Consider the following 16,781-nt stretch of genomic DNA (forward strand, 5'->3'; position numbering starts at 1 on the left):
GCCATTTCTTTTTTATATGCTGTTCTGCTCATTTAAACCAATTTAAATGATGCGGAGTTTTACATTTTTAATCCGATTTCTCTTAAGCGTTCATCCAGGTATTGACCAGCGGTATAATCTTCGTAGACTTTCGGGTGTTCTGCATCGATGCAGGAATCTAATGAAGCCAAACTCATGGCGGATTTTGGGTGTAAAAAGAATGGAATAGAAAAACGGGAAGTGCCCATTTTTTCACGTGGCGGGTTTACTACGCGATGCGTAGTAGATTTCAACTTATTGTTTGTTAACCGTTGCAACATATCACCCACATTGATGACGATATCTTCACCTTTGGCTTTGATAGGGAACCATTCTCCGTCTTTTGTCAATACTTCAAGTCCATCCGCACTAGCCCCAATCAATAAGGTGATAAGGTTGATATCTTCGTGAGCGCCTGCACGTACGGCATCTGGAGATAAGGCATCAGGATCGCTGATTGGAAAGTAGTGTATTGCACGTAGAATAGAATTACCATTGATAACATATTTTTCAAAGTAATCTTCTTCCAGATCAAGGTAGGTAGCAATCGCTTTTAATAAGTCCCGGCCTGTATCTTCTAATTTTTTATAGACCTCAGCTGTCACACCATTAAAGCGAGGTATTTCAGCCACTTCAGGATTGTCTGGAAAATCTGCTTTGGAGTATTCTTCACCAACGATCGTTTGACCGCGTTGCCAAAATTCCTTTAAATCAGGAGTCTTCGCATCTTTCGCTTTTTCTCTTCCTTTTGCTGTATAGCCACGTTGACCTGCAAGTTCTGGAAATTCATATTTTTCCTTCGTCTCGGTCGGCAAACCAAAAAACTCAGGAACTACCTGATATAATTCTTCAATCAGCTCTTTTGATAAGCCATGATTTGCAATCGTTACAAAGCCCGTTTCGTTAAAAGCCTTGCCAATATCTTGGATGAATTGATTTCGTTGTTCTTGGGTTCCTTGAGTATAATGTAGCAAGTCCAAGCGAGGTATGTTTACTAAAGCCATACGGTGTTGATGTTTGTTCAGGACAAAGTTAACGGAATTAATTTTGATTATTAAACAGGGGCTGTTAATAAAAGTTTTGTGTTTTGTTTTATTTAGTTGTATTTCAGTGCTTAAAAGTTTTCCACATTTTCTATTATTGGCAAATTCAGCTAAGAAATATGAAGCGCAGTCATGCTGACGAATATATGACAAAATTTATATTTTGGATCTTGTTATTCTGATTACTAACTGGTATATTTGTTATGCAAGCATAACAAATAGCTTGTGAGTACGCTTATGAACCAAAATCAGACAATCGACTATTTTTTAAAAACAGGCTGGCAGACAATTGCCAATAAATATAATCAAATTGCTTCGCAGTACGGTTTTACCCAGGCCGCAGGTTATATTTTGATTAACATTCATAAAGAGGGTACACCTGTTTCTCAGATTGCAAATTTGACAGGAGTTAAAACAACTAGTTTGTCTCGGGTGTTGAATAATTTGGAGTCATTGGGATTTATATACCGTGAGACGAGTGAGACCGACAAGAGATCTGTAAAAGTATACTTGACTGAATTGGGTCGGGAGAAAAGAAGAATTGCCAAGGATGTGGTGCGTAATTTCAATCAATACTTAGCGGATAATTTTTCAGAAAATGAACGTGATCAATTGATTGCTTCTTTAGCGAAACTCAATGAGCTTGCAACCAGTTACAAGGAAGAAGTAATCGTTTAGAAGTTAAACCAAATGTACAGAAGTGCATAATAAATATGTTATGATGAACAGAAATATTAGAAAAGTGGCGGTTCTCGGTTCGGGTGTTATGGGCTCGCGAATTGCTTGTCATTTTGCTAACATTGGTGTTGAGGTTTTATTGTTGGATATCGTTCCACGTGAACTGCTGCCAGCGGAACAAGCCAAAGGTCTCACGCTGGAGAGTAAGGTTGTTCGGGACCGAATTGTCAACAGCTCCCTAGAAACGGCTTTAAAAACAAACCCTTCGCCAATTTATAGCAAGTCATTTGTCAGACGTATCAAAACAGGTAATTTTGATGATAATCTAAAAGACATTGCTCATGTGGACTGGATCATAGAGGTTGTTGTTGAGCGACTTGATGTTAAAAAGTCTGTTTTTGAGCGTGTTGAGCAATTTCGTAAACCAGGAACATTGATTACTTCCAATACTTCTGGTATTCCTATTCATTTAATGACAGCGGACAGAAGTGAAGATTTTAAAGATCATTTCTGCGGTACACACTTCTTCAATCCGCCACGCTATCTTCCTTTATTGGAGGTTATTCCCACACCGCACACGAAGCCTGAGGTCGTTGACTTTATTCTTCATTTTGGCGATAAGATGCTGGGAAAATCTGTTGTATTATGTAAAGATACACCTGCATTTATTGGTAATCGTATCGGTGTTTATTCGATGTTGGCAGTTACTCATTTGGTAGAACCTCTTGGGTTGACAGTGGAAGAGGTCGACAAATATACCGGTCCCGCAATGGGGCATCCCAAATCGGCAACTTTTCGTACGGCTGATGTTGTAGGGCTTGATACCCTGGTGAATGTTGCCAATGGGCTGGCACAAAATGCGCCTGAAGATGAAGCCAAGGGTGTCTTTCAACTTCCAACATTCATCAGTAAGATGGTAGAGAATAAATGGTTGGGTGAGAAAACCAAGAAAGGGTTTTATGAAAAAGTAAAAGCTGCCGATGGTAATTCGGAGATTTTGTCTCTAAATCTAAAAACACTGGAATTTGGTTCACAGCAAAAAGTGAAATCAGCAACTTTGGAAGCCACCAAGCCTGTGGAGGATATCCGCAAGCGGATGAAAGTATATGAACAAGGGGGAGATAAAGCGGCGGAACTTTTCCGTGCCATGCATTATCCATTGTTTGAATATGTGTCCCGCCGTGTTCCCGAAATTACAGATGACTTCTTCCGCATTGATGATGCCATGCGTGCTGGATTTGGTTGGGAGTTAGGACCATTTGAAGTATGGGATGCGCTAGGTGTCCGAGAGACCTTAGCTAAAATTAAGGCCGAAGAAAAACGACTTCCAGGTCAGGATGGGGAGGTTGCTTCCTGGGTACACGAGATGTTGGAAGCGGGATGTGAATCATTCTATAAAATTGAAAATGGTGTACGTCACTATTATGATATTGCGACCAAATCTTATAAAGCTATTCCCGGAACGGAAGATCTGATCGTATTGGATCATATTCGGGAAAGTAATACAATCTGGAAAAATACGGGGGTTTCTATTATTGATCTTGGCGATGGTGTCATTAACTGTGAATTTCATACCAAGATGAATACCATCGGCGGAGATGTTATCCAGGGCTTGAATAAAGCTATTGATCTCGCTGAAAAGGAATATCGCGGTTTAGTGGTGTCCAATGATGGGAAAAACTTTTCTGCTGGCGCCAACATTGGAATGATTTTCATGATGGCCGTAGAACAGGATTTTGATGAATTGAATATGGCAGTCCGTGCCTTTCAAAATACATCCATGCGCTTACGCTATTCGTCAATACCTGTAGTCGTTGCGCCATTTCAAATGACCCTCGGTGGGGGCTGTGAATTCTCCATGCATGCTGATTTTGTTCAGGCTCACGCCGAAACCTATATGGGCTTGGTTGAACTTGGCGTTGGTGTTATTCCCGGTGGCGGTGGAACCAAAGAATTTACACTACGTGCCTCGGAGGAATTTAAGGAGGATCAGATTGTTCAGAACACCTTGAAAGATAAATTCCTGACCATTGGGCAGGCGAAAGTTTCGACTTCTGCTTATGAAGCCTATGAACTAGGCTATTTGCAGAAAGATAAATTTGCCGTTACAATGAACCGTGCCCGCCTTTTGGCAGATGCCAAAGCAAAGGCACTGGAATTGGCTGATGCGGGTTATGTTCAGCCTGCTCCACGCAATGATATCAAGGTTTTAGGAAACCAAGGATTAGGGATCGTGTATGTGGGGGCTTCATCGATGCGTGAAGGTAATTATATCTCTGATTATGATCGAAAGATCTCAGAAAAACTAGGCTGGGTGATGTGTGGTGGAAATTTATCGTCACCGACCGAAGTATCTGAACAGTATCTACTGGATCTTGAACGTAAAACTTTCCTCGAGCTTTGTGCCGAACGCAAAACGCTTGAAAGGATTCAATTTATGCTGACCAAGGGTAAGCCTTTACGGAACTAAAAATCACTACTCACGAAAAAAATAAAAATAATGGAAGCATACATAGTAGCAGGATTTCGTACAGCAGTAGGCAAAGCGCCGCGGGGAGTATTTCGCTTCATGCGGGCGGATGATTTAGCCACGGATGTTATTAAACATCTTGTATCCACTGTGCCAAATTTAAATAAAGAAGATATAGACGATGTCATCGTTGGGAATGCGATGCCGGAAGCGGAGCAGGGACTCAATATGGCTCGTTTCATTTCACTGATGGGATTGGATACGGATAAGGTCCCGGGAGTAACCGTTAATCGGTACTGCGCTTCAGGTTTGGAGACTATTGCAACAGCGGTCGCAAAGATCAAGACTGGCATGGCAGATGTTATTATCGCCGGTGGGGTAGAGGTGATGTCCGGAATGCCCTTTGGAGGTTGGAAAATTGTTCCTAATCCTGTCGTAGCAAAAGAGCATCCCGATTGGTATTGGGGTATGGGATTGACTGCCGAAGCTGTAGCCAAAGATTACAATGTCTCACGTGAAGATCAGGATGCTTTTGCACTTAAATCAAATCAAAAGGCAGTTGCAGCTATTCAAAATGGTCATTTGAAAGATGGTATTGTGCCTATCACCGTAAAGGAAAATTACTTGAAAGACGGCAAGATTGCAACGCGTGAATATGTCGTTGATACGGATGAAGGTCCTCGAGCTGATACTTCCCTGGAGGCTTTAGGGAAATTAAAACCAGTTTTTGCAGCGAATGGTTCCGTGACAGCAGGGAATTCCTCACAAACTTCTGATGGGGCTGCATTTGTCTTGGTGATGTCTGAAGCAAAAGTGAAAGAGCTTGGTGTAAAACCTATAGCAAAGCTCGTTAGTTTTGCTGTAGCAGGTGTTCCACCTCGCATTATGGGTATTGGACCTATCTATGCCATACCCAAGGCTTTGGCAAGAGCCGGTCTTAAAAAGGAAGATATTGATCTCTTTGAGCTGAATGAAGCTTTCGCCTCTCAATCGCTAGCCGTAATTCGTGAACTTGGATTAGACGAAGAGAAAGTAAATGTCAATGGCGGTGCCATCGCTTTAGGGCATCCTCTTGGATGTACAGGAGCTAAATTGACGGTCCAAGTCTTAAACGAGTTGAAACGCAGAGGCAAAAAATATGGCATGGTGACGATGTGTGTCGGAACTGGTCAAGGAGCTGCTGGTATTTTTGAGTTATTGGATTAAAATTAGCCGCTAAGAATAGCAATATAAACGAAATATGGATCTCTGATCTCATAACGCATAGAAGTATTTAAAAACATGGTGGACAGCAGCATCACTAAGCAGTGATTTCCTGGTCCATATAAATCTAAAAAGACAATGAGCGAAAATAAAGCAATTAAAGGCGGAGAGTTCGTGATTAGAGAGACTCCCTATACAGCCGTTTTTATTCCGGAAGAATTTGATGAAGAAGCCAAAATGATTCGTCAGACCTGCTTGGATTTCTTGGATACGGAAGTATTGAACAAGCTGGACCGTATCGATGCGCAAGAAGAAGGACTTATGCCTAGTTTGATGGATAAGGCCGGTGAACTGGGGATGTTGGGTGTTTCTATTCCCGAAGAATATGGTGGTTTCGGCAAGAATTTCAATACTTCTATGCTTGTTGCCGATGCGGTAGGTGGCGGGTTTTCTTTTGCTGTCGCATTGTCTGCTCATACGGGAATCGGTACGCTGCCTATTTTGTATTATGGTAATGATGCCCAAAAGGCGAAATATGTTCCAAAGCTTGCTACTGGTGAATGGAAGGCGTCGTATTGTTTGACAGAGCCCAATGCTGGATCGGACGCAAATTCGGGCCGTACTTCCGCAAAATTAAATGCCGAAGGGACACATTATTTGATCAACGGACAAAAAATGTGGATTACAAACGGTGGTTTTGCAGATATCTTTATCGTATTTGCAAAAATCGATGATGATAAAAACCTGACGGCATTTATTGTCGAGAAAGATTTTGGTGGCATCACGATGAATCCCGAAGAACATAAATTGGGTATCAAGGGATCTTCAACACGTCAGATCTTTTTCAACGATTGCGCCGTTCCTGTAGAGAATATGCTTTCTGATCGTGAAAATGGATTTAAGATTGCTGTAAATATCCTGAATATTGGTCGTATAAAACTGGGCGCTGCCACGATCGGTTCGGCACGTATGGTGATCAACCATGCGGTGCAGTATGCCAATGAACGTGTGCAGTTTAATCTGCCGATTTCTAAATTTGGCGCCATTCGTTATAAGCTGGCTGAGATGGCAACACGTTTGTTTGCTGTGGAGTCGGCATCGTATCGTGCCGGTCAAAATATTGATGATGCCTACGATGCATTGATTGCCGGCGGGATGGATGAAGCAAAAGCAAAATTGAAGTCGGTGGAGCAGTTTGCAATTGAGTGTGCGATCATCAAAGTATGGTGCTCGGAGATGTTGGATTATGTGGTAGACGAAGGGGTACAGATTTATGGTGGAATGGGTTACTCAGCAGATGCGCCAATGGAACGCGCTTATCGGGATTCACGGATCAACAGGATCTTTGAAGGTACGAATGAAGTGAATCGATTGCTTGTCGTTGACATGCTGTTAAAACGGGCCATGAAAGGTGAATTGGATCTGATGGGACCTGCCCAAGCTGTAGCTGGAGAGCTTCTAGCTATTCCAGATTTTGGTGAAGAGGACGATGCGCCTTTCGCTGCAGAAAAGAAAATTGTGGCAAACCTTAAAAAAGCTGGGTTATTGATTGCGGGAGCAGCAGTGCAAAAATTGATGATGTCTCTTTCCAAAGAAGAGGAAATCCTCATGAATATTGCAGATATTATCGGGTATGTTTATATCACCGAATCAGTCTTGTTACGTGCAGAAAAATTGCTGCATACAGGATCTGATAAAGCAGACTATGCAAAAGATATGGCTAAGATCTATCTGTATGGTGCTATTGATAAAATCAGCGCTGCCGGTAAAGAAGCATTATATTCTTTTGGAGAGGGTGATGAACTGAATATGATGTTGGTTGGTTTGCGCAGATTTACAAAAGCACAGCCATTTAATGTGAAAGATGCACGTCAGCGAATCGCTAAGAAATTGATAGATGAGAATAAATATTGTTTTTGATTGATAATAGATTATTGGTTTTGGTTAATGGCCGGAGAGAAATCTTCGGCCATTTTTGTGTTACAATCCTAGAAAGTCACTGTAATTATGCTAAATTTAACCTTTTAAACCCTAACCATTATATGACATCTTCAAGATCATTTACATTTACAGAAGACTGGGTAGTCGTCATTTTGGGGATCGCTACCATATTTCTCGCACTCTCAGGAATTGTTGCGCCAGTACCTAGTTTTTCGTGGAGTAATTCCGCCGAACTCGTCGCAACGGTTTTCGACCCGACAAATTTAATGAAGCTTTTTGAGCAGTTTATTTTTGTATTCGTTACCGCGATATTGGGCGCCTTTCTTTTGGGGAAATCTGTAAAACATTTATTCGTTGTATTTCCTGTTGTATTTATCCTTACCGTATTTGCATTGGTGCTGGCAGGGAATGCAACAGTTAAAGAATACAATCTCGAAGCTGTAATTTTTAGTTTGATTATCGGTTTAGTCATCAGCAATTGCTTTAAACTGCCTAATTGGTTTAAAGAGGCGCTCAGTACCGAACTGTATGTCAAGATAGGCCTAATTCTGCTCGGGACTACCGTGATCTTCGGGGATATCCTGAAAGCGGGATCCTTGGGGCTTATTCAAGCACTGGCTGTCGTATTGTCTGTTTGGTATTTTGCGTTCTGGATCTGTAAAAAATTAAAGATTGACAAGGAGATGTCCCTAATGCTGTCGAGTGCAGTATCTATTTGTGGTGTTTCCGCAGCGATAGCAACTTCGGGAGCAATTAAAGGTGATAGCAAAAAGCTTTCCTATGTCATTTCACTGGTCCTTATTACAGCGATTCCAATGATGATTTTCATGCCTTATATGGCGGAGTGGATGGGCTTGTCGCAAGAAGTTACCGGTGCTTGGCTCGGCGGGAGTATTGATACAACCGGTGCTGTCGTGGCTTCAGGTTCGCTGGTCGGAGAAGAAGCGTTGAAGATCAGTACCATTGTGAAATTTTCCCAAAACGTATTGTTGGGGCTGGCTGCTTTTGCAATCAGTATTTATTGGACTTATGCGAAATCGGTTGATGATGAAACCAAGCGGGATAAACCTACGCTAAAAATTATATGGGAACGTTTCCCGAAGTTTGTGTTGGGATTTGTATTTGCATCGCTGCTCTTTTCATTCGTGATATCTCCTGAGAAGATTGATGCCGTCAAAGGAAGTTTGAAAAACTTACAGGGCCTCTGGTTTACCCTGGCATTTACATCCATTGGTTTGGAAACGAACTTTAAGGATCTTTTTGCTCAAGATAACAAGAAACCGCTATATGCTTTTCTGATTGCCCAGACTTTTAATGTTATTATTACCTTATTGATTGCTCTGGTGCTATTTCGCTAAGACGCTAAGTGTTTCAAGGTGAAATAGATCGTTAAAATATGATTGTGAAGATGGCCGTCTAACTAGGACGGCCTTTTTTATGCTTTTTCATCAAGGGTTTATGCGTGAATTTTTTTCTGATTCGTAGCACAGATCTTCGTTTTTTATAAAATCGCTTGCTTCTTGATTTTCGCTGGATTGTTGGTGATTAGGATGGCTGCCTTCATGATTTTTTTCATGCTGAAAGAAATTCGAAGCACTTTTTATTTGCTTTAAGTGTCTTAAAATTAAGGTTTAATGGCTTTTTTTAAAAATATATCATTAAATCTATCAAATTAGTAGTCTTTTAAAAAATATTTATATATTTGTATCGTTATCTGATTTACAGATAAATAGGAAGGCGGGCAAAAAGGACTGACTTGATTATGAATCGAACTAGCCATGAAATTGATTTTATAAAAAAGAAATGTGATGAAAGTTGTTTGAAATTGCCGCCTGATAAGTGCATATACGGATTCGTTTATGCAGCAGGAAATAAAAGAAAATAACAAGATAAAAAGAATGAAACAAAATTACTCTCCAAAAACAAATTTATTGGTTGCTTCGGTAGAAGGATCTGTTGTTACCCTAAAAAGTGACAAGAAACGAATGTGTTGTTAAAATTTCTCTCTTACACTCTCTTATATTAGAAAAGGGAAGCCGAGGCTTCCCTTTTACAAAGTTTTAACAATGAAGCAAGTATCGATTGGCGTTGGCACTTGTTTTAGATTCACCATTAAACTGAATAAATTTATGAAAAAAAATGCTATTTTTCGAATTAGCGTCATTTTTAGCTTGCTTTTAACAGGTTCTTACCATACCTACGCGCAAGTAGAAAACCCTAAACCTATTATAAATGCCTCGTTAACAGGTACCGTAATTGACGCCGTAACAAAAGAGCCCCTGCAAGGCGTAACGGTTCAGTTGGAGGCCGTTACACACCAGGTGAAAACCGACAGTAAAGGCGTTTTCCAGTTTGTAACTGGACAAAAATTGCCATTTTCATTGATCGTATCCATTGTTGGTTATCAAACTCGTCATATCGTGGTGGACCATTCTCCAGCAGTGATTGAGCTTACCCCACGATTGGAAGCATTGGATCAAGTAGTGGTCACCGCACGCCGTCGTAAGGAGCAGTTACAGGATGTTCCGATTCCCGTATCGATTATTCGTGGCGCTGCATTGGAGGATGCAGGGGCATTTAATGTCAATCGACTGAAAGAGCTTGTACCTACAGTTCAGTTATATGCATCGAATGCACGTAATACGACGCTTAATATCCGGGGACTGGGCTCAACTTATGGCCTCACCAATGATGGTATCGATCCTGGTGTAGGATTTTATCTTGATGGTGTATATATCGCCCGCCCTGCCGCGACTTGGCTGGACTTTATTGATATCGACCAGATAGAGGTGCTACGTGGACCTCAAGGTACACTCTTTGGAAAGAATACAACAGCAGGTGCATTTAATATAACCTCACGTTTACCACAATTCACACCAGAGGCCAATGTGGAAGTCAGCTACGGAAACCAAGGTTTTATTCAGGCGAAGACTTCAATCTCGGGGCCATTGGCCAAAAACCTGGCTGCGAGAGCTTCTTTCTCTGGCACACAGCGGGATGGAAACTTGTTTAATGTACATACCAATAGGAAGATCAATGATATCAACAACCTGGGCTTTAGAGGGCAATTGCTGTTTACCCCAACCGAGAATATCAAACTGGTGCTTTCGGGTGATGTGTCATCACAAAAACCCGATGGTTACGGCTGGGCGGTTGCCGGAGTTGTAAAAACACAGCGTGCAGACTACAGACAATTTGATGCAATTATTAAAGATCTGGGCTACGAGTTGCCTTATAAAAGTGCCTTCGAGCGTAAGATAGATTTGGATACGCAATCTAAAGCTGATAATAAATTGGGTGGGGTCGCATTGAATGCCGATATCAAGATTGGAGAAGGGACACTGACCTCAACCTCTGCGTGGCGGACATGGACATGGGTCCCGCTCAATGACCGCGATTATTTAGGACTTCCGGTATACACCGTTTCAGCAGGTAATTCCGTCCATAACCAGTGGTCACAGGAGTTCAGATACTCTGGAAAAATCAGTGAAAAGGTTAGCGGGGTTGTCGGTTTATTTGGCCTTTGGCAGGATCTGGGCACAGATCCCGTACATACCGAAGAAACAGGATCTGCCTTTTGGCGTTTTCAAAAAAGCTCTACCAGTGCTTTGTGGCAGACACCGGGATTATTTGACAATTTTGGAATCAAGACCGTTTACGGGATTAAAAGCACAAGCTTGGCAGCCTATACACAGATTGATTGGGCTGTGACGCCAAAATTACATATCCTCCCAGGGCTGCGCTACAATTACGATAAAAAGGTGGCCAACTACGATAGGCAGACCTATGGTGGTTTGCAGACCTCAGATCCCGCCCTGCTTGCCTTAAAGAACGGTGTATATACCAATCAGACTTTTGATGTCAATGCGGATGCAGACAATTTCTCTGGTCAACTCTCCGCAAGATATCGCTTCAATCCAAAGATAAATGCTTACGCAACGTATTCCATCAGCTATAAACCTGTCGGTATCAACGTCGGCGGATTGCCGACAGCCAATGGAGCAGTGTTGCTGGATCTCGCCGAAGTAAAACCTGAGGCTGTCCGTCATAAGGAAATTGGTGTGAAGACGAATCCAACACGCAATTCACTGCTCAATCTGACCGTCTACCAAACGGATATCAAAGACTACCAGACCCAAGTGCAGACTCCTGAACCAGGGGTGAACCGTGGTTATCTGGCCAATGCCGAGAAGGTGCGTGTAAAGGGTGTTGAATTGGATGGAAACATCAACATCGGACATTTTCTCCGATTGAATGGAGCACTGGCCTATACAGATGCCAAGTATGTCAAATTTACCAATGCACCTGTCCCTTTAGAAGAGGTTGGCGGAGCTCAGGCTTTTAAAGATATTTCTGGTGGCGTCCTTCCTGGTGTTTCCAAATGGTCCTGGTCGCTGGGTGGCGAAGCGAATAAAAGCGGTAAGCTGATCGGGCTTAATGGATCTTACTTTTTAGGTGCAGACCTATTTCACCGTTCTAAATTTTCGTCCAGTTCTTCACCATCCCAATACCTAAATATTGATGCCTATTCGGTCTTGAACGCCAGGCTAGGATTCAGGGGATCGAATGGTATTTCGGTGTTTGTGTGGAGTAGAAATCTAACAAATAAAGATTACTACGAGCAGTTGCTGGCGGCACCTGGAAGTTATGGGCAATACGCAGGTGTAGTTGCAGATCCGAGGACTTACGGCGTTACACTGCGATACAATTGGAAACAAGGGAATTAAATCCGTAATTCATAGTATATTCTTATCGACCGTCTCCATTTTATCATGGGGACGGTTTTTGTTTTTTCGGTAATTTTGAATAGCTCCTTTTTTTATATATGGAAATTTGTATATTAAATCATCATTAAGGTGAATGATTTGCGCATGAACGAAAAAGAGCTTTTACAACACTATAAAACAAGCGGTGACTTGTCTACACTGGGGAAACTATATTCGCCCTATATGTCTTTGCTTTATGGTGTGTGCTTTAAATACTTACAGGATCCCGATCGTAGTCAGGATGCTGTGATGCAGATATTTGAAGAACTGATACCGAAGCTTCGTCAATATGAAGTCGATAATTTTAAGAGCTGGTTACACGTTTACAGTAAAAATTATTGCCTTATGCAATTACGTAAGGATAAGCGGACGACGCAGGTTGATATTGAAAACAATTTGTTTGAAAGCGAACAAAAGCTAAATGATACCAGTGAAGCGAAGTGGGAAGAAAAGGATTTCGAGAAACTGGAAGGCTGTATGCAAACTTTAAACCGCGAACAAGAGGAATGTGTACGTTTGTTCTATCTCGAGCAAAAATGTTATAAAGATATTGCAGATTTGACTGGATATGATTTGAATAAGGTCAAAAGTGCTATTCAAAATGGAAAGCGCAATCTGAAAATCTGTATGGAAAGGAAAGAAAATGGAAAATAATTATCAATTATCAAGGATCCATAATTACATCCATGGTTTGATGAGTAAAGAGGAGATGTTTCAGTTGGAACGTGAAGCGTTGGAAGATCCCTTTTTACAAGATGCCATCGATGGTTACCGATTGCAAAATGGTGTGGATGCCCGGCAATTGAGCCTATTGCAACAACGCCTGAATCGTAGGGTGGAAGATACTGTTGCAACAAGACACGCCCAGTATTTCACATGGCAGCGTTTGGCCATAGGTGCTACCGCGGGTGTACTTTTTGTGACTTTATTGGCCCTGCTATATTTTAAACATTTTAGCGGTAAAGCTGAGCGCACAACGGATGTAGAATTAAGTGAACCTGAAAATAGGGTATCTGTTCAACCTTTGCTGAATGGGGGGGATGCAACACCCCGTGAAGGATGGAAAATTTTTGAACAGTACCTCAACCAGAAGTCCGTAGCGCCTGCAGGAGGTGGCGAAATTATTGTCAATTTTACAGTCGACAAAAATGGAGTGCCCACTAATATTAGTACCGAAGGGCAACCCGATCAATCACTCTATAATGAAACGGTTCGCCTTCTCCAGAATGGACCAAAATGGCAGGGAACAAAAGGACGTTTAAAGATTGTTTTCCCCGCGAAAGCGGAAAATAATCCGGCACAAGCAGCTGTCATTAAACCTCCGCATTGTTTTGGAATTGAGAAGAAATAGAAGTGATCTGATAAAAGCAGCGAGCCATTTCTTTCATAGGAAATGGCTCGCTGCTCTTTTTATAGGGTCTGAATTACTTAAAATGCATATCTCAGGCCCAGTTGTACTTGATAAGGATTACCATTTAAGTTAGATACGCCAACGCCTGAACTCATATTATAAACATATTGTTGATTCGCTGCATCAAAGCTTTTGATGGCATATAGATTTTGTTTACCCAGATTGTGTCCTACGCCCCAAGTTTTTTTCAAAAGGTTGGCTACATTGAAAATGTCTATCGAAGCTTCGATGCCATGTTTCTTGTAAACTTTTAGATTTTTGGCCAAGTGCAAGTCAAATACGCCATAAAAACCGTTGATGCCTCCGTTACGTTCGGCTATGCGGTCGAGGTTTCCATTGATGTATTTTTTGATGCTTTGCTCTGCATTTGGATCGTCTAAAATAGCTTGAATGCCGGTTTTGATGTAATCGGGGGTGTTTTTGTTATTTGGATCGTATACGAAGGCAAGATCGTTGGAATTTACAAAATCACCGTTGACATTCCCATTGACCGCTAAAGAATAGCGTGTTCCTGCAATTCCGCTGAAACGTAAACCCATCGAAACACCCCATAATGATGGCATGGTACCATAAAAGACGACTTTATGGCGGAATTGATTGTCCGAATATGTCATCGTACTCAAGTCGCGTGGATCATCTTTGACCATCAGGGAAAGGGTGGCGGAGTTGGCAACATTACCGTTATAGGAGGTATTATCTTTTGTATCGTTCCAAGTGTAAGACATGGTGATCTGACCGTCCTTATAATAACGATAAGTTCCGTCCAGTACAACGGTGTAAGAATTATTTTTCCCTTCACTGTTCATTTCTAATACACGGCCTATTTGTTTGGTTTTACGGCTATTGGTCCAGTTGGCGGCACCATTTGTCGTGTTGATGCTCGATGCAGGAACATACACCCCACGGTTACCTTCGGCAGTAAGTCTAAAGTAAGGGTCCTCCACCATATTGCGATCTACATACATATAATTGTTGCGTCCCCAAGTTCCGTAAGCACTTAATCCGATACGTAATGAAGGTGTGAAAAAGTGATTGATGGAGATATTGGCTTTATATACCGTCGGCACTTTCACATCCTTACTATTGGTATTGATGGTGACAAGTTTTTCAATCTTTGGATTGTCCAACAATTCACGTCCCGGAGCTGTATCGGGATCCTTGCGATATCCTGCAAAATTTGGCTTGGGAATTAAGGTCGGGTCAGTAATATCTACACCGGCAATGCGTGAACCATCAAACAACATATTGTTTAACATAGAATAGGGGTTGAGGGCCGAACCGAATATACCAGCGCCAAAACGGATGATATTTTTCTTTTCTTCATTGATATCCCAGTTGAACTGCACACGGGGCTGTATCTGAAAGGTATTGATCCCATTATCGGTCGAGAGACCCAGTTCGTCATAGACCGTTTGGTTGAATGTTGCCTTCTTTAGGTATTTCGTGTTGTCTAGACGTAGGCCGCCGACAACATCAAGACCTCTTGCGATTTTAGCTTCCATTTGTCCATAAAGGCCTACAGCCAGATTGTTGACCAGGGTGTTTTCTTTGTCGGTCATATATACATCACGGGCATAGCGATAAGGAGTCAGGTTGTCGAAATTTTGCAGACCGGTAAAATAAAAGCGACCATTCATTTCGCTGCCGTAGCGGAAGTCCATGTTGGTATACATGACATCTGCACCGAAGGTATATTTGATTTTATCTGTATTATAATATAGGTTGTTGACCAATTGTAACATATTTCCGTTGAACCATTCTGGCGCGTAACGCTGACCACCAAGCTGTATTGAATTGGTATATTTATTTGTACCGTCTACAGATTGAACGGATTCGACGATCGCACGCGGAATACTGTGTGATTGATCAAATCCAGCAACATTATGCTGTGCTTCTGAGCGTTCATAGAAATGTTGTACCTTCAAATCGTTGGTCAGTTTGGAGTTGATAGACGTACGCAAGGAGGCCATTAGGCTATTGTTTATGTATCTTCTGTTGGTATAAGATTCAAAAGCATTGATCCCTGTATTGTCCCCTTCCTGTTGATTGTCCATATCGTAGACAAAGTTGTTACGAATTGTCAATAGGTTTTTATCGTTCAACTGCCAGTCAATGCGGGCAAAGGCAGCATCGGTCTTTTTCTTTTTGTCGAAAGAGCCAAACAGACGATCGGCGCTAGCGCCATATTTGCCCACAGCAATGCGGGTAAACTCATCTAAAGTAGCCTGCGTTACTTTGTAACGTGCAATATCCTCGGTTGTTTGAATATCAGCGATCTGAAGTGGGCGGGTATCCATTTGACGGTCCCAGGTTACAAAGAAATGGGCTTTGTCCTTGATGATTGGCCCACCAAGTGAAAATCCATATTGATAGGTGGAGAATTTTTGTTTACGTGCCGTTCCATTCAGGTTGTACTTGCTCGAAAGCCAGCCCGCACGAGCAAAAGTGAACGCACTTCCCGTTAAGGTGTTGGTGCCTGATTTGGTTACTGTGGTAATACTTCCGCCACCGCTGCGGCCGAACGTGACATCGTAGTCATTGGTCACTACCTTGAATTCCCGAATCGCTTCCATGGAGATTGAATAGGCGCCACCGCTGTTCCCGCCAGCGACGGTACTCCGTGAATTCATGCCGTCTACCGTAAAATTGGTCGAAGATGCTCGTTGTCCGGCTAGATTTGTTCCACTGCTAACAGGTGATAAATCAATTAGCGAGGAGAAATTACGTCCATTTACAGGCATTTTTTTGAGATCATTGGCCGTAATAGCTGTGGATGCACCCAATGTCTTGATCTTGTTTTTTAGATCAGCTGCAGTTCCCTGAACGATGACTTCATCCAATTTATTTTCGGCTGATGATAAGGTAAAATCTACATTGAGTTCGTCACCATAGCTTAATTTATAGTCGGTCTTTTTTTGTTCGGCATAGCCAACATGGTTTACTGATATGCTGTACGGTGACCCTAAAGGTAATTGTGGAAAGGTATAGATACCATTTTGATTCGTCAGTGTTGTTTGTTTAAACCCGGTAGATTCATTTTTTACCGATACAGACGTTCCTTTTACGGGGCCATTGTTGTCCATGATACGACCTGTAATGGTTGCTTCCGTACCCTGAGCCCAGCTGTTGGTTGGAATTTGAAAAAATGTAATGATGGTCAATGAGATTAACCAAATGATCTGTCTTTGCATAATAATTTCACTTTTTAGTTGATTAGTGTCTGTCACAAGTATGTTGCGAAATTATCCCTG

Annotated in this window: 10 protein-coding genes; 8 read left to right on the plus strand and 2 right to left on the minus strand. The window is 41.9% G+C overall.

The genetic code is table 11. The features are described from left to right. Positions 1-59: 59 nt before the first annotated feature. A complete protein-coding gene (locus tag B4N43_RS09925; protein ID WP_088163168.1) occupies positions 60-1,022 on the minus strand; it encodes an isopenicillin N synthase family dioxygenase in 963 nt (320 codons plus the stop codon). Positions 1,023-1,298: 276 nt separating this feature from the next. Here B4N43_RS09925 and B4N43_RS09930 point away from each other — a divergent pair, with 276 nt between their 5' ends. The 8 genes from B4N43_RS09930 to B4N43_RS09965 all read left to right on the plus strand — a co-directional run bounded on the left by B4N43_RS09930 (position 1,299) and on the right by B4N43_RS09965 (position 13,470). Beyond that, on the plus strand, positions 1,299-1,739 hold the full coding sequence (locus tag B4N43_RS09930; RefSeq protein WP_075995002.1) for a MarR family winged helix-turn-helix transcriptional regulator: 441 nt from the start codon (positions 1,299-1,301) through the stop codon (positions 1,737-1,739). 40 nt (positions 1,740-1,779) lie between these two features. Beyond that, positions 1,780-4,209 (plus strand): 3-hydroxyacyl-CoA dehydrogenase/enoyl-CoA hydratase family protein, encoded by a 2,430-nt coding sequence (locus B4N43_RS09935; protein ID WP_286734439.1) that lies wholly within the window; start codon positions 1,780-1,782, stop codon positions 4,207-4,209. A gap of 30 nt (positions 4,210-4,239) precedes the next feature. Further along, positions 4,240-5,415, plus strand: coding sequence for an acetyl-CoA C-acyltransferase (locus B4N43_RS09940; RefSeq protein ID WP_088163166.1), 1,176 nt, complete (start codon positions 4,240-4,242; stop codon positions 5,413-5,415). A 135-nt stretch (positions 5,416-5,550) separates the two neighbouring features. Next, positions 5,551-7,332, plus strand: a complete 1,782-nt coding sequence (locus B4N43_RS09945) for an acyl-CoA dehydrogenase family protein (protein WP_120335063.1) — start codon at positions 5,551-5,553, stop codon at positions 7,330-7,332. Positions 7,333-7,454: 122 nt separating this feature from the next. Beyond that, entirely contained in the window at positions 7,455-8,711 is a 1,257-nt protein-coding gene (locus B4N43_RS09950) for a YeiH family protein (RefSeq protein ID WP_075995001.1), read from the plus strand. Between the two features lie 771 nt (positions 8,712-9,482). Then, positions 9,483-12,080 (plus strand): TonB-dependent receptor, encoded by a 2,598-nt coding sequence (locus B4N43_RS09955; protein ID WP_075995000.1) that lies wholly within the window; start codon positions 9,483-9,485, stop codon positions 12,078-12,080. 144 nt (positions 12,081-12,224) lie between these two features. Next, complete coding sequence (locus tag B4N43_RS09960) at positions 12,225-12,773, plus strand: RNA polymerase sigma factor (protein ID WP_075994424.1); 549 nt, start codon at positions 12,225-12,227, stop codon at positions 12,771-12,773. After that, positions 12,763-13,470, plus strand: coding sequence for a hypothetical protein (locus tag B4N43_RS09965; RefSeq protein WP_286734445.1), 708 nt, complete (start codon positions 12,763-12,765; stop codon positions 13,468-13,470). Before B4N43_RS09960 ends, B4N43_RS09965 begins: the two co-directional genes overlap by 11 nt. Before the next feature lie 77 nt (positions 13,471-13,547). On the opposite strand, the gene B4N43_RS09970 is transcribed toward B4N43_RS09965, so the two are convergent. Next, positions 13,548-16,721, minus strand: a complete 3,174-nt coding sequence (locus tag B4N43_RS09970) for a TonB-dependent receptor (protein WP_182982209.1) — start codon at positions 16,719-16,721, stop codon at positions 13,548-13,550. Between the last annotated feature and the right edge of the window lie 60 nt (positions 16,722-16,781).

The organism is Sphingobacterium sp. UBA1897 (assembly GCF_002337775.1).
GTDB lineage: Bacteria > Bacteroidota > Bacteroidia > Sphingobacteriales > Sphingobacteriaceae > Sphingobacterium > Sphingobacterium siyangense.